This window comes from Streptomyces sp. NPDC097617 (assembly GCF_044761485.1).
Lineage (GTDB): Bacteria > Actinomycetota > Actinomycetes > Streptomycetales > Streptomycetaceae > Streptomyces.
On sequence record NZ_JBIWCL010000011.1, the window covers coordinates 193,074 to 217,519 of the forward strand.

The window sequence follows — 24,446 nt, forward strand, 5'->3', positions numbered from 1 at the left end:
TGCCTGTATGGCAGCTTTTTCGGGTTGCCGCGACACCCGCCCGGCTGCGATTAATTGATAAATCAAACCCACGAGATTCCGGTCTTCATGTCCAACCATTGGGGGATGGTCGCTTTGTGCTCGTTCCATGACACGGCGGTGCCGGTGGCGACGATTCCTGAGATGTTCGAGAAGCAGGTCGTCGCCGCTCCGGAAGCCGTCGCGCTCGTATGCGGCGATACCTCGCTGACGTACCGCGAACTCGACGCGCGGGCCAACCGCCTGGCCCGGGTCCTGGTGGGTCACGGCGTCGGACCCGAGTCGGTCGTGGGCGTGGCCGTGCAGCGGTCCACGGAGCTGTGGGTGGCGGTCCTGGCCGTCCTCAAGGCGGGCGGCGCGTACCTGCCGATGGACGCGGCCTACCCGGCCGACCGCCTCCGGTACATGGTGGAGGACTCCGGCGCCCGCCTCGTCCTGGCGGACGCCACGACCGGAGCCGAACTGCCCGTGCTTCCCGCACCGGTGCTCCTGCTGGACGCCCCCGGGACCACCGCGTCGGTCTCCGGGCAGCCGGCCGGCGCGCTGACCGACGCCGAGCGGATCCGCCCGCTGCGGGTGGCGCAGACCGCGTACGTCATCTACACCTCGGGCTCCACCGGCCGCCCCAAGGGCGTCGCCGTCACCCACAACGGACTCGCCCCGCTGCTCGCCACGCACGTCGAGCGGCTGAAGGTGACCGCCGCGAGCCGGGTCCTCCAGTTCGCCTCGCCCAGCTTCGACGCCTCGGTGTGGGAGATGTGCATGGGCCTGCTGTCCGGAGCCACCTTCGTCCTGGCCGGCAAGGAGGCGCTGGCCCCCGGAGCCCCCCTGGCCGAGACCGTCGCCCGCCACGGCGTGACCCATGTGACGCTGCCGCCCCCGGTGCTGGCCACCCTGTCCGCCGAGGCATTGGCCTGCGTCGAGACCCTCGTGGTCGCCGGTGACGCCACCACCCCCGAGCTGGTCGCCACCTGGTCGGCCGGCCGGCGCATGATCAACGCGTACGGGCCCACGGAGACCACCGTGTGCGCCTCGATGAGCGCCCCGCTGGCCGGTGACGGCCGGGTACCGCCGATCGGCCGCTCGATCACCGACACCGACGTGCACGTCCTGGACGACGCCCTGCGCCCGGTCGCCGCCGGGGTGATCGGCGAACTGTACGTGTCGGGTGCCTCGCTGGCCCGCGGCTACCTCGGCCGCCCCGACCTGTCCGCCCAGCGTTTCGTCGCCTGCCCGTTCGGCGGGCCCGGCGCCCGGATGTACCGCACGGGCGACCTCGTCGAGTGGACGCCGGAGGGCGAACTCGTCTTCCACGGGCGCGCCGACACCCAGGTCAAGATCCGCGGCATCCGCATCGAACCGCTGGAGATCGAGGCCGTGCTCAGCGGCCACCCCGGTGTGACGGACGCCGCGGTCCTCCCGTACGAACGGCGCGGCAGCCGCCAGCTGGTGGCCTACGTCGTCCCCGCCGCCACCGGCCGCCCCGGCGGGGCGGGCCCGCAGGGCAGCGCCTACGGCAGCATCGCCCTCGACTCCGGTTTCGGCGTCGGCGAGCTGCGTGCCTTCGCCGCCGAGCGCCTGCCCGACCACATGGTCCCCTCGGCCTTCGTCCTGCTGGACCGGCTGCCCCTGACGCCGAACGGCAAGCTCGACAAGACCCGCCTGCCGGAACCGGAGTTCAAGGGCGAGGCCTACCGGGCCCCGCGCACCCCGCAGGAGGAGATCCTCGCCGAGCTGTTCGCCAAGGCTCTCGGCGTCGGCCAGGTCGGTATCGACGACGACTTCTTCACCCTCGGCGGCGACAGCATCCAGTCGCTCCAGGTCGTCTCCTGGGCCCGGGCCCGCGGCCTGACCATCAGCGCCCGCCAGGCCGTCGAGCACCGAACGGTCGCCCGCCTCGCCGAGATCGCCGTCGCGAACGGACAGGGCGAGGGCGCCGGCCCCGTCCTGGCGGAGCTCGAAGGCGGCGGCGTCGGCTGGATGCCGCTGCTGCCCGTCGCCCGCTGGATCCGCGACTGGGGCCCCGGCTTCGACCGGTTCCTGCAGGCCATGGTCCTGGAGCTGCCCGAGGGCATCGACCGCGCGGGGCTGGCCGCCACCCTGACCGCCGTACTGGACCGTCACGACCTGCTGCGCTCCCGCCTGGTCGCAGAAGCCGAAGCCGAAGCCGAAGCCGAATCCGAAGCCGAAGCCGGCCCGGACGGCCTGGTCGTCGGGCCCGTCGGCTCCGTGGACGTGGAACCGCTGTTGCGCCATGTCACGTGCGACGGCCGCTGGGACACCGCGTCCTGGCGCGAACTGCTGCTCGGGGAGCTGGAGGAGGCCGCCCGGCAGCTGAACCCGGCGGCCGGCTCGGTGGCCCGGTTCGTCTGGTTCGACCCGTCCCCGGGCGAGGGCGGCACCGGACGGCTGCTCCTCGTCCTGCACCACCTGGTCGTGGACGGCGTGTCCTGGCGCATCCTGATGCCCGACCTCGCCTCCGCCTGGCAGCAGGTCCGCGAGGGCCGCACCCCCCAGCTGCCGCCCGTCGCCACCTCGATGCGCCGCTGGGCGCACGCGCTCGCGGACGAGGCGCGGCGTCCCGAACGGGTCGCCGAGCTGGACCTGTGGCGCTCCGTCGTCGAAGGGCCCGATCCGCTGCTCGGCACCCGCCGACTGGACCCGGCGGTCGACGTACGGTCGTGCGTACGGGTCACCCACGTCCAGCTCCCGGTGTCCGTCACCGAGGCCGTACTGACCGACCTGCCCGCGGCGTTCCACGGCGGGGTCAACGACGGACTGCTGGCCGCGCTCGCCCTGGCGCTCGCGCAGTGGCGGCGCAGGCGCTCCGTGGACGAGGCCTCCGCGCTGATCCGCCTCGAAGGACACGGCCGGGAGGAGAGCGCCGTGCCCGGCGCGAGCCTCGCCCGCACACTCGGCTGGTTCACCACCGCCTTCCCCGTACGCCTGGACCTCGCCGGAGTGGACCTCGACGAGGCCTTCGCGGGCGGGCCGGCCGCGGGCCTCGCCGTCAAGAAGGTCAAGGAGCAACTGCTGGCCCTGCCCGACAAGGGCATCGGCTACGGCCTGCTGCGCCACCTCAACCCGGACACGGCCGCCGCGCTCGCCGAACACCCCGTCGGACAGGTCGGCTTCAACTACCTGGGCCGCTTCTCCGCCGACTCCGACCTGCCCGGCGGAGCGCGGGGGGCGGGCTTCACCCGGGCCCCCGAGGCCGCCGGCATCCCCGAGCTGGCCGAACTCGACGCCGCCCAGGACCCGCGGATGCCCGCCTCCGCCGAACTGGACATCAACGCCACCGTCAGCGATCAGCCGACCGGGCCCGTACTGAACGCCGCGTTCAGCGCCCCCGAGGGGGTGCTCCCGCCGGCCGAGGTGCGGGAGCTCGCCGACCTGTGGTGCGCCGCGCTGGAGGCGCTCGCCCGCCACGCGGCCACACCCGGCGCCGGCGGCCTGACCCCCTCGGACCTTCCGCTGGTGACCGCGAGCCAGCACGACATCGACGGCTGGGAGCGGCGCTTCCCGGGCCTCACCGACGTCTGGCCCACCACCGCGCTCCAGTCCGGCCTGCTGTTCCACTCGATCTTCGAGGACTCCTCCTTCGACGCCTACCAGGTGCAGTACGCGCTCCACCTGTCCGGGCGGGTGGACGCGGCCCGGCTGCGCGCCGCCGGGCAGTCGCTGCTGGACCGGCACGCCGGACTGCGGACCGCCTTCGTGCACAACGCCTACGGGGACCTGGTCCAGCTCGTCCTGGACACCGACTCGGTGACCCTGCCCTGGCAGGACCTCGACCTGTCCGGCCTCGGCGCGGCGGAGCGCGAGGAGGCCTTCGAACGCTTCCTCGCCGAGGACCTGACCGCCCACTTCGACCAGCTCAGGCCGCCGATGCTGCGGATGACCCTGATCCGGACCGGCGAGGAGACCCACGAGCTGGTCCTGACCGCCCACCACGTGCTCTTCGACGGCTGGTCGGTGCCCCTGCTGATGCAGGACCTGCTCACCCTCTACGGATCGGACGGACGGGCCTCGGGCCTGGAGCCGGCGCGCAACTACCGGGAGTTCCTCCGCTGGCTCACCCGCCAGGACCGCGAGGAGTCCGCCCGCGTCTGGCGCGAGGAGCTCAGCGGGGTGGGGGAGCCGACGCTGCTCGCCCCGGTGGTGACGGCCGCCTCCGGATCGACAGCCCAGTTCGACCCGGCCGCGTCCGACGGGTCCGTCGCGCCCGCCGCGCCCGAAGGGTCCGCCGAGGACATCGCCATGCGGCAGGCCGAGGTCCCGCTGTCCGTCCCCGCCTCCCGCGAGCTGTTCCGGCGCGCTGCCGAGCTGGGCGTCACCCTGAACACGGTGGTCCAGGGCGCCTGGGCGATGCTGCTGGCCCAGCTCACGGGCCGTCAGGACGTGGTGTTCGCCTCCACCGTCGCCGGCCGGCCGCCCGCCCTGCCCGGTGTCGAATCGACGGTCGGCATGTTCCTCAACACCCTCCCGGTACGGGTGCGGTGCGCCCCCGCGGACACCGTCGCCGAGCTGCTCACCGCGGTCCAGGGCCGGCAGGCCGCGCTGATGGACCACCACCACTTCGGGCTGAGCGAGATCCAGCAGGCCGCCGGGGTGGACGCCCTCTTCGACACGATCATCGGCTTCGAGTCCTTCCCCATGGACCGGGCCGGCATCGTCGAGGCGAGCCGCACCGCCGGCATCTCCATCACCGGCATCCGCTCCTTCACCGCCAGCCACTACCCGGTCACGGTGCTCGCGTTCATCGAGCCCGACCGGCTGCGCCTCGCGATCCAGTACCGGCGCACCGTGCTCGACCCGGCCGCGGCCGAGTCCGTCGCCGCCCGGTTCGGGATGATCCTGGCCCAGCTGGCCGAGGACACCGGCCGCCGGGTGGGCGCCGTGGAGGTACTGGAGCCCGCCGAGCGGGACCGGCTGCTGAACGGCCCCGGCGCCGCACCGCAAGGCACCCCGGCGCCCGCGACGACGGTCCCGGAGCTCTTCGAGCGGCAGGCCGCCGCCACACCCGACGCGGTCGCGGTGGTCTCGGGCGAGCAGTCCCTGACCTACCGTGAGCTCGACGAGCGGGCGAACCGGCTGGCCCGCGGCCTGACCCGGCGCGGCGCCCGCCCCGAGCTCCCGGTGGCCGTGGCCCTGCCCCGGTCGGCCGACCTGGTGGTCGCGCTGCTCGGCGTACTGAAGTCGGGCGCCGCCGCCCTTGCCCTCGACCCGCGCCGGCCGGCCGACCGCCTCGCGCACGTCCTGACCGACGCGCGGCCGCTGCTGGTGCTCACCGACGCGGACACCGCGGCCGGGCTGCCCGACACCGGGGTGCCGACCGCGCACCTGGACGAACTCATGTCCGGGGGAGGTGACTTCGCCGCAGCGGGTGGCCCCGCCGCGCGGCCCGAAGGGCTCGCGTACCTCTCGTACGCGTGCGGCAGTTCGGGTGGCCCGACGGGCGTCGAGACCAGCCACCGCAACCTCACGGACCGGGCGGCGGGGCTCCTCGCCCGGCTCGGCTCCGCCGCCCGCGCCCGCCTGCTGGTGGGGACCTCGGAGTCGGCGGACGCCGAACTCCCGCTCCCGGAGATCGTCGCCGCACTCTGCGGCGGCGGTGTCGACCTGCACCGCGACCCGCGCGCCACCACCGCGGCCGATGTGCTCGCCACGACCCCCTCCGCCTTCGCCGACCTGCTCGACGAGGCGGTCGACGACCTCCGCGCGGACACCGTCGTGTTCTCGGGGGAGCCGCTGCCGGCCGCACTGGCCCGGCGGGCGGCGCAATCCGCCCCGGGCGCCCGCCTGGTCGCCCTCCACGGGCATCCCGAGACCGGCCCCGCCACGGCGTACTCCCCACCCGATGGCGGGCCGGGGCAGGGCGCCGAAGCCGTCCTCGCCGGGACCCCGCTCGCCGGGGTGCGCGCGTACGTCCTCGGCGCGGGCCTGCGGCCCGTTCCGTACGGTGCGGTCGGCGAGCTGTACCTCGCGGGCGGCGTGCCCGCCCGCGGCTACCGGGGGCACGGCGGCCTGACCGCCGGGCGGTTCGTCGCCGACCCCTACGGCCCCGCCGGATCGCGGATGTTCCGCACCGGCGACCTGGTCCGCCGGAACGGCGACGACACGCTGGAGCTCCTCGGACGCGGTGACGCGGAGGCCACGGTCGGCGGCACGCGGATCGCGCCGGCCGAGGTCGAGGCGGTGCTCACCGGGCACCCCGGGGTGGCACGGGCGGCGGTCGTCGTCCGCGCCGGCCACGGGCCGGGTGGGACCGGACAGCTGGTGGGCTATCTCGTACCCGCCGAGGCGTCCGCCGACCTGCTCGCCGCCATACCCGGCGACCCGTCCGACACCGACCCGTCCGACACCGACCCGTCCGGTGTCGACCCGTCCGGTGTCGACCCCGCCGCATTCGCCGAGGCGGTACGCGCCCACGCGGCGCGCCTCCTGCCACCGGCCCTGGTACCCACGGTCCTCATGACGCTGGCGCGGCTGCCACTGACTCCCGACGGCCGACCCGACCGGGCGGCGCTGCCCGAACCCGATCCGGCGGCCCGCCCCTACCGGGCGCCGCGCACCCCCGAGGAGGCGGCTCTGTGCGAGCTGCTCGCGGAGGTGCTCGGCGTCGAACGGGTGGGAATGAACGACGACTTCTTCGAACTGGGAGGCAACTCCCTGCTGGCGACACGGCTCACCAGCCGGATCCGGAAGGTGCTCGGGGTGAGCGTGCCTCTGCGGTCGATCTTCGAGTCTCACGCAATTTCAGAACTTTCGCGCACGGTCAAGAACGCAGGCACGTCGAGCCGGCCTCGACTGCGCAAGATGGACAGGAGTGGACAGTAAAATGATCCCGTTGTCGTTCGCACAGCGTCGGTTGTGGTTCATCGACCGATTCGAGGGACCGTCGGCCACCTATAACGTCCCCTTCCTCGTGCGGTTGACCGGCGAGCTGGACCGGACTGCCCTGCAGTCGGCGGTGCGCGATGTCGTGGCACGGCACGAGAGCCTTCGTACGCTCATCGTGATGGACGAGCAGGGCGTCCCCTCGCAGCAGGTGCTGCCGGTGGACGCGGCCCTGCTCGATGTACCGCTCGTGGAGGTCTCTCCCGAAGCGGTGGACGAGGCCGTCTTCGAGGCGGCGCAGTACACCTTCGACCTGTCGGCGGAGATACCGGTCCGCGCCACCCTGCTGCGCACCGGCGAGCGGGACCACGTCCTGCTCCTGCTGGTCCACCACATCGCCAGCGACGGCGAGTCGATGGAGCCGCTCTCCCGCGACCTGGCCACCGCGTACACCGCGCGCCTCGGCGGCCGGGCCCCGCAGTGGGCGGACCTGCCCGTGCAGTACGTCGACTACACGCTGTGGCAGCGCGAGCTGCTCGGTGACGAGAAGGACCCCGAGAGCGTCGTCTCCACACAGGTCCGCTACTGGCAGGACGAGCTGCAGGGCGTACCGACACCGCTGCGCCTGTCCACGGACCGCCCGCGCCCGCCGGTGGCCAGCCACCGCGGCGACACGGTCGGCTTCCCCATCGACGCCGGGCTGCTGGCGGCCGTCGAGGCCGTGGGACGCGAGCGGGACATGACCGTCCCGATGGTCCTCCAGGCCGCCCTCGCCGTGGTGCTCCAGCACCTGGGCGCCGGCCAGGACATCGCCATCGGCTCCACCGTCGCCGGCCGTACCGACGACGAACTCGCCGACCTGGTCGGCTTCTTCGTCAACACCTGGGTCCTGCGTACGGACCTCTCGGGCGCCCCGAGCTTCGACCGGGTGCTGGAGCAGGTGCGCCAGAAGGCGCTGACCGCCTACGACAATCAGGACGCCCCCTTCGAGCACCTGGTGGAGGTCCTGAACCCGGAGCGCTCCACCGCCTACCACCCGCTCTTCCAGGTCATGTTCACCTGGGAGAACGACGCCTGGATCGACCTGGAGCTGCCGGGTCTGGAGCGGGCGCGCTTCGAGGTGCTCGCCACCCCGACGGCCAAGTTCGACCTGGAGTTCAACTACTTCTCGGACCCCACCGGTCCCGGCATGCTCTGCTACCTGGAGTACGCGACCGACCTGTTCGACCGCGCCACCGCGCAGTCCGTCGTCGACCGCTACCTGCGGGTCATCCGCGAGGTCGTCGCGCACCCGGAGCGGCCGGTCGCCCTGGCGCCCGTCCTCGATGCAGCCGAACTGGACACGGTCGTACGGAAGTTCAACGACACCGCGGTCGCGCTGCCCGAGGTGACGGTCGCCGAGCTCTTCGAGCGGCAGGTCGCGGCCACCCCGGACGCGGTCGCGCTGGAGGCCGGGGACGAGACCCTCACCTACCGCGAACTCGACGCGCGGGCCTCGCGGATCGCGCGGGAACTGACGGAGCGCGGCGTGACCGCCGAGACGCTCGTGGGCGTCGCCCTGCCGCGCACGGCGGACCTGGTGGCCGGACTGCTCGGCGTGCTCAAGGCCGGCGGCGCCTACCTGCCGATCGACCCGAGATACCCGAGCCGGCGGCTCGACTTCATCCTCGAGGACGCGGCGCCCGCGCTGATCCTGACCGACGAGCAGACCGCGGGCGTGCTGCCGCGCACGCGGATCCCGCAGCTGTTCGCGGGCGACATCGACCTCGGGGCCCCGCAGGACGCGGAGCCCGTCCCCGCCGCTGCGGGCCGGCCCGGCCAGGTCGCGTACGTCATCTACACCTCGGGCTCCACAGGCACCCCCAAGGGTGTGGCGATCACCCACGCCAACGTGGTGAACGACATCCTGGGGCTGGCCTCGGCCATCGGCGTCGGCGCGGGGACCCGCGTACTCGCCGGCACCTCGGTCAACTTCGACGTGTCCGTCTTCGAGATCTTCTCCACCCTCTGCTCCGGCGGCATCGTCGAACTGGTGCGCGACGCACTGGTCATCGGCGAGCGCGGCGGCTGGACCGGCGGCGTGATCAGCACCGTCCCCTCCGTCTTCGCGGAACTGCTCGGCCAGGTCAGCGGCCACATCAAGGTCGATACCGTGGTCTTCGCCGGCGAGGCCCTGCCCACCTCCCTGGTGGAGCGCGTCCGCGAGGCCGTCCCCGGCGTCCGCGTGGTCAACGCCTACGGCCAGAGCGAGTCCTTCTACGCCACCACCTTCTCGCTGCCCGCCGACGAGGAGTGGGAGGGCGCCGGCAGCGCCCCCGTCGGAGCCCCGCTCGGCAACGTCCGCACCTACGTCCTCGGCCCCGGCCTGCGGCCCGTCGCGCCCGGCGTGGTGGGCGAGCTGTACGTCGCCGGCGAGATCGGCCGCGGCTACTTCGGCCGGACCGCCCTGACCGCCGACCGCTTCGTGGCCGACCCCTTCGGGCCGGCCGGATCGCGCATGTACCGCACCGGCGACCTGGCGCGCTGGAACGCCGCCGGACAGCTGGAGTACGCGGGCCGCGACGACGCCCAGATGAAGGTGCGCGGCTTCCGCATCGAGCCCGGCGAGATCGAGGCGGTCCTGACCGCGCACCCGGGCGTGGCCCAGGCCGTGGTCACCATCCGCGAGGGCCGCGGCAGCAAGCAGCTCGTCTGCCACGTGGTCCCGCTCGACGCCGACCAGGGCGGCTTCGGCACCGTCGCCAGCCTCGCCGACCTCGACGTCGACCTGACGACGAGCGTGTCCGTGCGCGAACTGCGGCGCTTCGCCGCGGCCCGGCTGCCCGAGTTCATGGTCCCGTCCGTCTTCGTCATGGTGGGCCGGCTGCCGCTGACCGCCAACGGCAAGCTCGACCTGGCGGCGCTGCCCGAGCCCGACTTCAGCGGCGGCGAGTACCGGGCCCCGCGCAACCCCGCGGAAGAGGTGCTCGCCGCGGCCTACGCCGAGGTCCTCGGCCTCGACCGGGTCGGCATCGACGACGACTTCTTCGCCATCGGCGGCGACAGCATCCGCTCCATCCAGGTCGTCTCCCGCGTCCGCGGCGCCGGCGTGGAGGTCAGCCCGCGCCAGATATTCGACCAGCGCACCGTCGCCGAGCTGGCCGCCGTCGCGGTCCTGGGCATCGAGGCGGGCACCGGCCCGGCCCTCCCGGAGCTGGAGGGCGCCGGCACCGGGTGGATGCCGCTGACGCCGATCGGCGCGTACCTGCTGGACCTCGGCGAGGGCACCGACCGGTTCTCCATGTCCCTGGCCGTCGACCTGCCCGAGGGCATCGACCGGGCCGGCCTGGCGGCCACCCTGGGCGCGGTATTCGACCGCCACGACATCCTGCGCTCCCGCCTGGTCACGGCCGACACCGCCGGCGACCGCTCCGGCCTTCAGGTCGAGGCCCCCGGCTCGGTCGACGCCGACGCGCTGATCCACCGTATCGAGTGCGACGGCCACTGGGACGAGCAGTGGTTCGAGCGGGCCACCACCGAACTGAACGCCGCCACCGGGCGGCTGGACGCCGCGGCCGGCGCGATGGCGCAGTTCGTATGGTTCGCCCCGGAGCAGGGCGCCGGACGCCTGCTGCTGGTCCTGCACCACTTCGTGGTCGACGGCGTGTCCTGGCGCATCCTGCTGCCGGACCTCGCCACCGCCTGGGAGCAGGTCAGGGACGGCCGCACCCCCGAGCTGCCCGAGGTGGGCACCTCGGCCCGCCGCTGGGCGCACGCACTGGCCGAGGAGGCCGCCTCGCCCGAGCGCGTCGCCGAACTCGCCCTGTGGCGTTCGGTCGTGGCCGGCCCCGACCCGCTGCTGGGCTCGCGCGCCCCGGACCCCGCCGTCGACGTGATGTCCACGGTGGACCACACCTGGCTCAAGCTGCCGGTCCCGGTCACAGAGGCCCTGCTGACCACCCTGCCCGCCGCCTTCCACGGCGGTGTCAACGACGGCCTGCTCGCCGCGCTGACGCTGGCCGTCGCCCGCTGGCGCCGGGCCCGCGGCATCGACGAGTCCTCCGCCCTGATCCGGGTCGAGGGCCACGGCCGCGAGGAGGACGTGGTCCCGGGCGCCGACCTGTCGCGCACGGTCGGCTGGTTCACCACCATGTTCCCGGTCCGCCTCGACCTCGCCGGGATCGACCTCGACGACGCCTTCGCGGGCGGCCCGGCCGCCGGCGCCGCCGTCAAGGCCGTCAAGGAGCAGCTCCAGTCCCTCCCGGACAAGGGCGTGGGCTACGGCCTGCTGCGCCACCTCAACACGCAGACCGCCGAGGTGCTGCGCCGGTACTCCGCCGGCCAGATCGGCTTCAACTACCTGGGCCGCTTCTCGTCCTCCTCGGACGCGCCCGAGCACCTGCGCGGCCCGGGCTGGACCCTCGCCGAGGGCACCACCGCCCTGATCGCCGACCAGGACGAGCGGATGCCCGCCCTGAGCACGCTGGACGTGGGCGCGCTCGTCACCGACACCGAGCAGGGTCCGGAGCTCACCGCGCGCCTCGCCTTCCCCGCGGGCCTGCTCGCGAAGGAGGACGTCGAGGAGCTCGCCGAGCTCTGGAGCACCGCGCTCCAGGCCCTGGCCCGGCACGCCGCCCGGCCCGACGCCGGCGGTCTGACCCCTTCGGACGTCCCGCTGGTCCAGGTGACCCAGGCCGAGATCGAGGCCTGGGAGGAGACCTACCCGGGACTGGCCGACGTCTGGCCGCTGACCACGATGCAGGACGGCCTGCTCTTCCACGCGCAGCTGGCCGGATCCACCTTCGACGCCTACCAGATGCAGTTGGTCTTCCACCTCTCCGGAGAAGTGGAGCCCGCCCGTATGCGCGCCGCCGGCCAGGCGCTCCTGGACCGGTACGCGAACCTCCGCGCCGCCTTCGTATTCGACGCGGCGGGGGACCGGGTGCAGGTCGTCCGGGACCGCGTGGAGCTGCCCTGGCAGTACCTCGACCTCAGCGGGTTCGGCGAGGAGGGCCGCGAGGAGGCGCTGGGGCGCTTCCTCGCCGAGGACCACGACTCCCACTTCGACCTGACCCGGGCCCCGCTCGTGCGGATGTCCCTGGTCATGCTGGCCCCCGACCGCTGGGAGCTGGTCTTCACCGCCCACCACGTCCTCTTCGACGGCTGGTCGATCCCGGTCCTCATGCAGGACCTGCTGCGGCTCTACGGATCCGAGGGCGACGCGTCCGCGCTGGCGCGCGTACCCGGCTACCGCGACTTCCTGGTGTGGCAGGCCGGCCAGGACCGCGAGGCCTCGGCCCGCGCCTGGGCCGCCGAGCTCGCCGGCGTCGAGTCGCCGACCCTGATCGCCCCCGACGCGGCCCTCGCGTCCGACCCGGCCGGCATCGGCCAGATCGACATCCCGCTGTCCGCCGACGACGCCCGCGAACTGGGCCGCCGCGCCGCCGAGCTGGGCCTCACCCTCAACACCCTGGTCCAGGGCACCTGGGCGCTCGTCCTCGCCGGACTCACCGGCCGCCAGGACGTGGTCTTCGGAGCCACCGTCTCCGGCCGTCCGCCCGTCGTCCCCGGCGTGGACTCGATGGTCGGCCTCTTCATCAACACCCTTCCGGTCCGCGTCGAGTGCGGTCCCGGCGCCACTCTGGGCGAGCTGCTGCGCGACCTGCAGAACCGGCAGAGCGCCCTGCTCGACCACCACCACCACGGGCTGCTCGACATCCACCGCTCCGTCGGGCTGAACGTCCTCTTCGACACCCTCGTGGGCTTCGAGTCGTACCCGATCGACGGCGTCGCCATCAAGGAGGCGAACTCCGCCGCCGGCATCACGGTCACCGGCATCAGCCCGCTCAGCGGCGCCCACTACCCGCTGGTCGTGATGGCCTTCGCCGACCCGCACCTGCGGGTGGCGCTCCAGTACCAGCACCACCTCTTCGACCCGGCGACCGTCGAGGGCATCGCCGTCCGCTTCGCGCGGATCCTCCAGCAGCTCGTGGCGGATCCGGACGCCCGCGTCGGCTCGGTGCACGTGCTGGAGTCCGCCGAACGCGATCGGCTGCTGGGCGAGTTCAACGACACGGCCGTGCCCGCCCCGCCGCGGACCGTCCCCGCCCTCTTCGAGGAGCGGGCCGCGGCCTCCCCGGACGCCGTCGCCGTCGCCTCCGGCGGCCGCACCCTGACCTACCGCGAGCTGGACACCGAGGCGAACCGGCTGGCCCACCTGCTCGCCGCGCGCGGCGTCGGCCGGGAGTCCGTCGTCGGCGTGGCCCTGCCGCGCTCGCCGGAGCTGGTCGTGGCCCTGCTGGCGGTCCTGAAGGCCGGCGGCGCCTACCTGCCGGTGGACCCGGACTACCCGGCCGAGCGCATCGCGTTCATGCTGGGCGACGCCGCCCCGACGCTGCTCCTGACCGACTCCGAGATCGTCGCGGGTCTGCCCGGCAGCACCTGCCCGTACGTGGTCCTGGACGACGCGGACACGGCCCTCGCCGTCGCCGGGGCCTGCGCGGAGGCCCTGCCGGCCGCCGCCCACGAGCGCGTGGACCAGCTCGCGTACGTCATGTACACCTCCGGCTCCACCGGTGTGCCCAAGGGCGTCGGCGTCACCCACCGGTCCGTGTCCGGCCTGGCGCTGGACCGCCAGTACCGCGGCGGCGCCCACGAGCGGGTCCTCCTGCACTCCGCCCAGTCCTTCGACGCCTCCACCTACGAGCTGTGGGTCCCGCTGCTGGGCGGCGGCACCTCCGTGATCGCCCCCGTCGGCAAGCTGGACGCCGGCGCGCTGGCCGCGGTCATCACCGAGCAGCGGGTCACCGCGCTGTGGCTGACCGCCGGCCTGTTCAAGGTGATCGCCGACGAGAACCCGGAGTGCTTCGCCGGCGTCCGCGAGGTGTGGACGGGCGGCGACGTCGTCTCCCCGGCCTCGGTGAGCCGCGCCCTGCGGGCCTGCCCCGGCCTCAAGGTCGTCGACGGCTATGGCCCGACCGAGACCACGACCTTCGCCACCACCCACCCCATGCCCGACCCCGAGCGGGTCGGCGAGCCGATCCCGATCGGCCGCCCGATGGACAACATGCGCGTCTACGTCCTCGACGCGGGCCTGCGCCCCGTGCTCCCGGGCGTTGCGGGAGAGCTCTACATCGCGGGCGCCGGCCTGGCCCGCGGCTACACCCACCGCTCCGCGCTGACCTCCGAGCGCTTCGTGGCCTCCCCCTTCGGCGAGCCCGGCGAGCGGATGTACCGCACCGGCGACGTGGTCGCCTGGAACCCGGACGGCGAACTCGTCTTCCGGGGCCGCGTGGACACCCAGGTCAAGATCCGCGGATTCCGCATCGAGCCCGCCGAGGTCGAGGCCGCCCTGGCCGGGCACCCCGGTGTGGCCCAGGCCGTGGTCACCTGGAACGAGGACCGGACCGGCGAACGCCGTCTCGTCGGCTACGTGGTCCCGCGCGTGGACGGCTCCGACACCTCGGGCGCCGCGGAGCAGGTCGACGAGTGGGAGGAGATCTACGACGACCTGTACGCCGTGTCCGACGCCCGCTGGGGCGAGGACTTCACCGGCTGGAACTCCAGCTACACCGGCGGCCTGCCGATCCCGCTCGACGAGATGGCCGTGTGGCGCGACGCCGCCGTGGAGCAGATCACGAACTGGTCCCCGCGCCGTGTGATGGAGATCGGCGTCGGCACCGGCCTGCTGATGTCGCAGACCCTCGGGCAGGTGGAGGAGTACTGGGGCACCGACATGTCGGCCGCGGTCGTCGACCGGCTGCTCGTGCAGGTGGACCAGACCGGATTCGGCGACCGGGTGCACCTGCGGCACCAGAACGGTGACGACATCTCCGGTCTGCCCCGCGAGCACTTCGACCTCGTGGTGATCAACTCGGTCGTCCAGTACTTCCCCGACGCCGAGTACATGGACCTGGTCCTGGCGGGCGCCATGGAACTGCTGGCCCCCGGCGGCCGGATCCTGATCGGTGACGTCCGCAACGCCGCCACCCTGCGGCTCTTCCGCAGCGGGGTGCAGCGCGCCCTGCACCCCGAGGCCTCCGCCTCGGTGAGCCGCGCGGCGGTCGCCCGCGCCATCCTGATGGAGAAGGAACTCGTCCTCGACCCCGAGTGGTTCACCAAGTGGGCCGAGCGGCACGGCGCCGGCGGTGTGGACATCCGGCTCAAGGCCGGCCGTCCGCACAACGAGCTGACCCGCCACCGCTACGAGGTCCTGCTGCACAAGGCGCCCGTGGCCGCGCTCCCGCTGAGCGAGGTCCCGGCCCTGGCCTGGGGCCGCCAGGTCGAGGACTTCCTCGGCCTGGAGGAGCTGGTCCGCGCCCACGGCGAGCAGCCCGTACGCGTCACCCGCATCCCCAACGCGCGGCTGGCCGACGAGGTCGAGTCCGCCGCCGCGGTCGGTGTGATCTCCGCACCCGCCGCCGCGGGCCCGGTCCTCGACCCGCAGGACCTGCGCGAGTGGGCCGCCGAGCGCGGCTGGGGCGTCGTCCTCACCTGGTCGGCCGCCGCGGCCGAGTGCTTCGACGCGGTGATCCTCCCGGCCGGGCCCGTCACGGACCAGGTCCTGACCGGCGGGTTCACCCCGTCCGGCCGGGCCGACCGGCAGCTGGCCAACGAGCCGGCCGCCGCGGGCCGTATCGGCGCCCTGGTCGGCGCCCTGCGCGACTACCTGGGGGACCGGCTGCCCGACCACCTGGTGCCGTCCTCCGTCGTCGCCATCGCCGAGGTGCCGCTGACCCCGAACGGCAAGCTGGACCAGCGGGCCCTGCCCGCCCCGGACTTCGCCGCCGCGGCCACCGGCCGGGCCCCGCGCACCCCGCAGGAAGAAGTCCTGTGCGGCCTGTTCGCCGCGGTGCTGGGCCTGGACCGGGTCGGCATCGACGACGACTTCTTCGCCCTCGGCGGGCACTCCCTGCTCGCCACCCGCCTGGTCAGCCGGATCCGCGAGGCCCTGGACGTCGAACTGCCCATCCGGGTCGTGTTCGAGGCGCCCACCGTCGTGGAGCTGGCCCTGCACCTCGCGGCGGGCGCTCCGGTCCGGCCGCCGCTGCGCCGCACGGCCGAGCGCCCGGAATCCGTACCGCTGTCCTTCGCCCAGCGCCGCCTGTGGTTCATCGACCGCTTCGAGGGCCCCTCGGCGACGTACAACGCCCCCTTCCCGCTCCGCCTGACCGGCGAGCTGGACCTGGCCGCGCTCGAGACCGCGCTGCGCGATGTCGTGGCCCGCCACGAGAGCCTGCGCACGCTGATCGTCGAGGACGCCGACGGTGTCCCGGCCCAGCGCGTGCTGCCGGCCGACGAGGCGCGACTGCACGTCCCGCTCGTGGAGGTGGAGAGTGGCGGACTCGCCGACGCCATGGCCGAGGCCTCGGCGTACCTCTTCGACCTGGCCACCGAGATCCCCGTACGGGCCCCCGTGCTCCGCCTCGGAGCCGAGGAGCACGTCCTGGTCCTGCTGATCCACCACATCGCGAGCGACGGGTCCTCCATGGCCCCGCTGGCCCGCGACCTCGCCACCGCGTACGCGGCCCGCAAGGAGGGCGGCGCCCCGAGGTGGGCGGAGCTCCCGGTCCAGTACGTCGACTACACGCTGTGGCAGCGCGAGGTGCTCGGCGACGAGGAGGACCCGGCCAGCGCGCTCGCCGCGCAGGTGGGCTACTGGCGCGAGGAGCTGGCCGGTGTGCCGCAGCCGCTGCAGCTCGCCTCCGACCGCCCGCGCCCGGCCAAGGCCTCCCACCGCGGCGACGCCGTGGAGTTCGCCCTCGCCCCCGAGGTGGCGGCCGCGGTCGAGGAGCTGGCGCGCCGGCACGGTGCGACCTCCTCGATGGTGCTCCAGGCCGCCCTGGCGGTGCTGCTGCACGGGCTCGGCGGCGGCGACGACCTGACGATCGGCTCCCCGATCGCCAACCGCACCGACGAGGCCCTCGCCGAACTGGTCGGCTTCTTCGTCAACACCTGGGTGCTGCGCGTCGACCTGTCCGGCAACCCGGCCTTCACGGAGCTGCTGGAGCGGGTCCGGGGCAAGTCCCTGGCCGCGTACGACAACCAGGACGTCCCCTTCGAGCGGCTGGTGGAGGTGCTGAACCCGGAGCGGTCCACCGCCTACTCCCCGCTCTTCCAGGTGATGTTCGCCTGGCAGAACTTCGCCCGGAAGGACTTCGCCCTGCCCGGTCTGCGGGTGGAGTTCGAGCGGGTCCGCACCGAGACCGCCAAGTTCGACCTGTTCTTCAACATGGCCGACCTGCCCGGCATGGGTGTGGTGGGCCTGCTGGAGTACGCCACCGACCTGTTCGACCGGGAGACGGCCCAGGCGGTCGCCGACCGCTTCGTACGGGTGGTGGGCCTGCTGGCCGCCGCGCCCGGGCAGCGGGTGGCCGCGGTCGAGCTGGTGCGGCCCGAGGAGCGCGAGCTCGTGCTGCACGGATTCAACGCCACCGAGCGGCCCACCCCCGAGGTGAGCGTTCCCGCGCTCTTCGAGCTCCGGGCCGCCGAGCGGCCCGACGCGGTCGCGCTGGTCTGCGGCGAGGAGTCGCTGACCTACCGCGAGCTCGACGAGCGGGCGAACCGGCTGGCGCGTGCGCTGACCCGGCACGGCGTCGGCCCGGAGACCGTGGTCGGTGTCGCCCTGCCGCGTACGACGGACCTCGTCGCGGCCCTGCTGGCGGTGCTGAAGGCGGGCGGCGCCTACCTGCCGATCGACCCCAAGTACCCGAGCCGGCGCCTGGAGCACATCCTGGCCGACGCGCGGCCGCGGCTGGTCCTGACGGACGCGGCCACCGCCGGTGTCCTGCCGGACTCCGGGATCACCCGCCTGTACCTCGGTGACCTGGCCCTCGGTGACCACGGGGACGCCACGGCCCCCTTCGGCGACGCCGGCCGGCCGGCGGCCCTGCTGCCGGACCACGCGGCGTACGTCATGTACACCTCCGGCTCGACGGGCGTGCCGAAGGGCGTCACCGTCACCCACTCCAACGTGGTCAACGGCGTGCTGCGGCTCGCCTCCACGATCGGCGTGAACTCCGGCACCCGTACGCTCGCCGGCGCCTCCGTCAACTTCGACGTCTCCGTCTTCGAGGTCTTCACCACGCTGACGGCGGGAGGCACGGTCGAACTGGCCCGTGACGTCCTGGTCATCGGCGAGCAGGGCGGCTGGACCGGCGGCGTGATCAGCACGGTCCCCTCGGTCTTCGCCGAGCTCCTCGACCAGGTCAACGGCAAGATCACCGCGGACGCGGTGGTGTTCGCCGGCGAGGCGCTGCCCGCGTCCCTGGTCCGGCGGGTGCGCGAGGCCGTCCCGGGGGTCCGGGTCGTCAACGCCTACGGCCAGACCGAGAGCTTCTACGCCAGCACCTTCGCGCTGCCGGCCGACGAGGAGTGGGACTCCGCGCACACCGCCCCGATCGGCGCGCCGCTCGGCAACATGCGCGCGTACGTCCTGGGCGCGGGCCTCGGCCCGGTGCCCGTCGGCGCCGTGGGCGAGCTCTACGTGGCGGGCAACGTCTCCCGCGGCTACCACGGCCGCGCCGCCCTGACCGCCGAGCGCTTCGTCGCCGACCCGTACGGTGCGCCCGGCTCGCGGATGTACCGCACCGGCGACCTGGCCCGCTGGCGGGCCGACGGGCAGCTGGAGTACATCGGCCGCGGCGACGCCCAGCTCAAGATCCGCGGGTTCCGCATCGAGCCCGGCGAGATCGAGGCCGCCCTGACGGCCCACCCCGGCGTGGAGCACGCCGTGGTGACCGGCCAGACCGGCCCCGACGGGGCCAAGCGCCTCGTCGGCTACGTGGTCGCCTCCCCGGACTCCGGCGGCCAGGTCGACGCGCAGGGCCGCTTCGAGGCCGACATGACCTCCGGCACCACCATGCGGGAGCTGCGCCGCTTCATCACCGGCCGGCTTCCCGAGTTCATGGTTCCGGCGGTGCTCGTACCGCTGGACCGGCTGCCGCTGGCCCCCAACGGAAAGCTGGATCGCGCGGCCCTGCCCGAGCCGGACTTCACCGGGGAGAGCTACCGCGCCCCGCGCGGCCGCACCGAGGAAGTGCTCGCGGGCGTCTACCGCGAGGTGCTCGGCCTCGACCGGGTCGGCATCGACGACGACTTCTTCGCCATCGGCGGCGACAGCATCCGCTCCATCCAGATCGTCTCCCGCGCCAAGGCGCAGGGCGTCGTCGTCAACCCGCGGCAGATCTTCGAGCTGCGGACGGTGGCCGAGCTGGCCGCCGCCGCGGGCAGCGAGAACCTCGGACCCGTCCTGGCTGAGCTGGCGGGCGGCGGCACCGGCTTCATGCCGCTGCCGCCCATCGCGAAGTACATGCTCGAACTCGGCAGCAGCTTCAACCGGTTCTCGATGTCCGCGGCGCTCGACCTGCCGGCCGGCATCGACGCGGACGGGCTGAACGCCGTACTGACCGCGGTCCTCGACCACCACGACGTCCTGCGCTCCCGCCTCGTCCTCGACGGGGCCGGCAGCCTGGAGATCTCCGCCCCCGGTACGGTCGATGTGGCCCCGCTGGTCCGGCGGGTGCCCTGCGACGGCACGTGGGACGAGGCGTGGCTGGAGACGGCCCGCGCCGAACTGGACGCCGCGACCGGCCGGCTGGACCCGTCCGCCGCCACCATGGCCCAGTTCGTCTGGTTCGCCCCGGAGCGCGGGGCCGGCCGACTGCTGGTGGTCCTGCACCACCTGGTCGTCGACGGCGTGTCCTGGCGCATCCTGCTCCCGGACTTCGCCACGGCGTGGGAGCGGATCGCCGCGGGCTCCGCGCCGAGCCTGCCCGCGGTCGGCACCTCCGCCCGCCGCTGGGCGCACGCACTGCACCACGAGGCCTCCGACCCCGACCGCATCGCCGAACTGGCCCAGTGGTCCGAGATCGTGGAGTGCAACGACCCGGTGCTCGGCTCGCGGGCCCTGAACCCCGCGGTGGACGTCATGTCCACCGTGGAGACGGTCTCCCTGGAGCTGTCGGAGCCGGTCTCCGAGGCACTGCTGACAGCGGTGCCCACCGCCTTCCACGGCGGGGTCAATGACGGTCTGCTGGCCGCCCTGGCCCTCGCGGTGACCCAGTGGCGCACCGACCGGGGCGTCGAGGAGTCCTCGACGCTGATCCGGCTGGAGGGCCACGGCCGCGAGGAGCAGGTCGTGCCGGGCGCCGACCTGTCCCGTACGGTCGGCTGGTTCACCAGCATGTTCCCCGTACGGCTCGACCTCGCCGGCCACGACGTCCAGGAGGCCCTCGCCGGCGGCGCGGCCGCGGGCGCCGTCCTCAAGACGGTCAAGGAACAGCTCGTGTCCATCCCGGACAAGGGCGTCGGCTTCGGCCTCCTGCGCTACCTCAACCCGTCCACCGCCGCCGAGCTCGACTGGCGCGCGACCCCGCAGATCTCCTTCAACTACCTGGGACGCGTCGCCGCCGGCGACACGTCCGACGGCGGGCAGGCGGCCGGCTGGAACCTGGCCGCCGACGCGCTCGGTCTCGCCGCCGACCTGGACGCGGACATGCCCGCGCTCTCCACGGTCGAGATCAGCGCCTACGTCACCGACACCGCCCGGGGCCCGCGGTTCCACGCCCGCGTCTCCTACCCGGCGGGCGTGCTCGCGCAGGCCGAGGCCCAGGAACTGACCGACCTGTGGGTCCGTGCGCTGGAGGGCCTCGCCCACCACGCCACCGCCCCCGGCGCCGGCGGCCTGACGCCCTCCGACGTGCCGCTGGTGCGCATGACGCAGGGCGAGATCGAGAACTGGGAGGCGCAGTACCCGGGTCTGGCCGATGTCTGGCCGCTGACCCCCCTCCAGTTCGGTCTGCTCTTCGAGACCATGCGCCTGGAGGAGAACGCCTTCGACCCGCACATCGTGCAGGTGGCCTTCCACGTCCAGGGCCAGGTCGACGCGGCCCGGATGCGGGTGGCGGCGCAGGCGCTCCTCGACCGGTACGCCAACCTGCGCACCGCCTTCGTCACCGACGCGAACGGGGACCTCACCCAGCTGGTCCTCGACCGCGTCGAACTACCCTGGCGGGTCGCCGACCTGCGCGGACTCGACGACGCGGCCCGCGAGGAGGGACTGGAGCGGATCCTCGCAGAGGACCACTACGCGCAGTTCGACCCGGCGAAGCCGCCGATGCTGCGGGCCTCGCTGGTCCAGCTGGCCGCGGAGACCTCCGAACTGGTGCTGACCGTGCACCACGCGCTCTTCGACGGCTGGTCGTTCCCGCTGCTCGTACGGGACCTCGCGTACCTGTACGCGTCCGAGGGCGACGCCTGCGAGCAGCCGCGCGTACCCGAGTACCGGGAGTTCCTGCGCTGGCTGTCCCGGCGGGACGACAAGGCGGCCGCGGCTGCCTGGGCCAAGGAGATGGAGGGCGTCAGTGAGCCCACCCTGCTCACCTCCGAGCCCCCGGTGGACGCCGGCGAGGACGCCCGCGTCGGGCAGGTCGACATCCCGCTGCCGCTGGACGAGGCCCGCGCCCTGAAGAAGCGCGCCGCCGAACTGGGCGTGTCCATGGGCACCCTGGTCCAGGGCGTATGGGCGCTGATGCTCGGCCAGCTCACCGGAAAGCGGGACGTGATCTTCGGAACCACCGTCTCCGGCCGCCCGGCGGAGGTGGCCGGCGTCGACCAGATGGTGGGTCTGTTCGTCAACTCCCTTCCCATCCGCGCCGAGTACGCGCCGAGCGAGACCCTCGGCCAGGTGCTGAAGAACCTCCAGGAGCGCCAGACCGCCCTGCTGGACCACCACCACTTCGGACTCCACCGCATCCAGCGCGAGGCAGGCCTGAAGGAACTCTTCAACACCATCGTGCTGTTCCAGTCCTTCCCGGTCGACAAGGAGGCGCTGGGCGCGGCCAACACGGCGGCGGGAGTCTCGTTCACCGGGATCCGCCCGTCCGCCGGCGCCGCCTACATGGTGGGCCTGGCGGCCGACGCCGAGCCCTACCTGCGCATGATCCTGCAGTACCAGCGGCAGGCCATCGCCGCGGAGAGCGTGGAGCGGATCGCGGAGCGGGTGCTGCACATCCTGCGGCAGCTGATCGCCGACCCGCAGATCCCGGTGGGCGCGCTGGACGTCCTGCACGAGGCCGAGCGCGAGCGGCTCCTGCTCGCCTTCAACCGGACGCGGACCGAGACCCCGGCGCTGACCCTGCCCGCGCTGTTCGAGCGGAAGGCGGCCGAGGCCCCGGACGCCGTCGCCGTCCTCTTCGAGGACGAGAAGGTGACCTACGGGGAACTGGACGCGCGGGCCGACCGGCTGGCGCGGATCCTCGTCGAGCGGGGCGTCGGACCGGAGACGGTCGTGGGCGTGGCCCTGCGGCGCTCGCCGCAGTGGCCGGTCGCGGTCCTCGCCGTGATGAAGGCGGGCGGCGCCTACCTGCCGCTGGACCCGGCCTACCCGGCCGACCGGCTCACGTACATGGTCGAGGACTCGGCGACCGGGCTGATCCTGACCGACGGCGCCACGGTGGACCGGCTGCCGGACCTGCCCTCGGAGCTGCTGAACCTGGACGCCCCGGAGCTCGCCGCGGCCTTGGCGGCGACGGACGGCGACGTACCGGCGGGCGCGCGCCCGCCGATCCCGCTCGTGGTGGCCAACACGGCCTACGTCATCTACACCTCGGGCTCCACAGGCCGCCCCAAGGGCGTGGCCGTCACGCACACCGGCTTCGCCAACATGGTCGCCGAGGTGACCGAACTGCTCGGCATCACCGCCGACAGCCGGGTCCTGCAGTTCGCCTCGCCGAGCTTCGACATCTCCGTCGGCGAGATGTGCATGTCCCTGTTCGCCGGGGGCGCCCTGGTCATGGCGGACCCCGACCGGCTCGCCCCGGGGGCCCCGCTCGCCGAGACCGCCGACGCGTTCGCGGTGACCCACGCGATCCTGACGCCCACGGTGCTCGCCGCCATGCCGGCGGGCTCGCTGTCCACCGTCCGGTCCCTGATGGTGGCCGGTGAGGCCACCTCGCCGGAGCTGGTGGCCACCTGGTCGGCCGGCCGCCGGATGTTCAACGGCTACGGCCCGACGGAGACCACCGTCGGCGCCACGGTGAGCGAACTGCTCGCCGACGCCCCCGTGACCGTCGGCCGCCCGATCCGCAACACCCGGGTCTACGTCCTGGACTCGGCGCTGCGGCCGGTCCTGCCGGGCGTACCCGGCGAGCTGTACATCGCCGGAGCGGGGCTGACCCGCGGCTACCTGGGCCGGTCGGAGCTGACCGCCCAGCGGTTCGTGGCCTGCCCGTTCGGGGAGCGCGGCGAGCGGATGTACCGTACCGGCGACCTGGTCGAGTGGACCGGGGACGGCGAGCTGGTCTTCCGCGGCCGCACCGACCACCAGATCAAGATCCGCGGGTTCCGCATCGAACTCGGCGAGATCGAGACCGCGCTGACGGCCCACCCGGCCGTGGACCACGGCGTCGTGACCGCCCGGGACAACCTGGCCGGCGACAAGCAGCTCGTCGCCTACGTCATCCCCGCGGCGGGCGAGAGCGTGGTGGCCGAGGACCTGCGCAAGCACCTGACCAGCCGGATGCCGGAGTACATGGTCCCGTCCGCCTTCGTGACGCTGGAGCAGCTGCCGCTCACCCCGAACGGCAAGCTGGACCGCGAGGCCCTGCCCGACCCGGAGTTCAAGGGCGGAGCCGACTACCGGGCACCGCGCAACCCGCTGGAGACCACGCTGGCGAAGCTGTTCGCCGAGGCGCTCGAACTGGAGAAGGTCGGCATCGACGACGACTTCTTCGACCTCGGCGGCCACTCGCTGCGCCTGACCCGCCTCATCAGCCGGATCCGCGCGGTCCTCGGGGCCAAGGTCCCGATCCGCGTGATGTTCGGCGCCACCACCGTGGCGAAGCTGGCCGAGTACCTGGAGGCCCAGGTCAAGACCAGCCAGGCGCCGGTGTTCGCCGACCCGTTCGCGGTGGTCCTCCCGATGCGGACCGAGGGCGGCAAGCCGCCCCTGTGGTTCATCCACCCGGGCGTCGGACTGTGCTGGTCCTACGTGGGCCTCGCGCAGCTCCTCGGCGACCGGCCGGTGTACGGCATCCAGGGCCGCGGCTTCGACGGCACGGGCCGGGCCGAGTCCACCCGGGCCATGCTCGACGACTACCTGGAGCAGATCCTCGCCGTCCAGCCGGACGGCCCGTACCACCTGGTGGGCCACTCCACGGGCGGCACCTACGCCCACGCCCTCGCCGCGGAACTGAAGCGGCGCGGACACCAGGTGGCGCTGCTCGCCCTCATGGACAGCCCGCCCAGCGCCTGGTTCCGGCACATCGAGGACCCGGTGAACATGCCGGAGGTCCGCGAGTTCTTCAAGGAGTTCTTCATCGGCTCCGGCGTGGACGAGGACCGCGAGGCGCTGGTGGAGAACGGCAGCCACCTCTTCAAGTCGCACGCCGAGATGCTCCTGGAGTGGGACTCGCCGGTCTACGACGGCGACGCCGTGTTCTTCAACGCGACGCAGAACCCGGACGAGTCCTACGCCGCCATCTGGGCCCCGCACATCGGCGGAACCGTCCACGAGTACGACGTCGACGCCACGCACATGGGCATGCCGAAGGCCCGGCCCGCGGCCGAGATCGCCCGCATCATCAACCTGCACCTCGAGGGGAACTGAC

2 protein-coding genes are annotated in these 24,446 nt (G+C 73.6%); both read left to right on the top strand.

All coding sequences use genetic code 11. The annotated features are described in order from the left end of the window. The first annotated feature begins 162 nt into the window (after positions 1–162). Positions 163–6,858 (top strand): amino acid adenylation domain-containing protein, encoded by a 6,696-nt coding sequence (locus tag ACIQZO_RS20060; protein ID WP_403627783.1) that lies wholly within the window; start codon positions 163–165, stop codon positions 6,856–6,858. 10 nt (positions 6,859–6,868) lie between these two features. After that, positions 6,869–24,445: an amino acid adenylation domain-containing protein gene (locus ACIQZO_RS20065; protein ID WP_403627785.1), complete on the top strand. Its 17,577-nt coding sequence runs from the start codon at positions 6,869–6,871 to the stop codon at positions 24,443–24,445. Position 24,446 lies beyond the last annotated feature (1 nt).

Excerpts from the sequence above, each read along its gene's own strand:
- ACIQZO_RS20060 (WP_403627783.1), top strand. The coding sequence starts at position 163 with ATGTTCGAGAAGCAGGTCGTCGCCGCTCCGGAAGCCGTCGCGCTCGTA.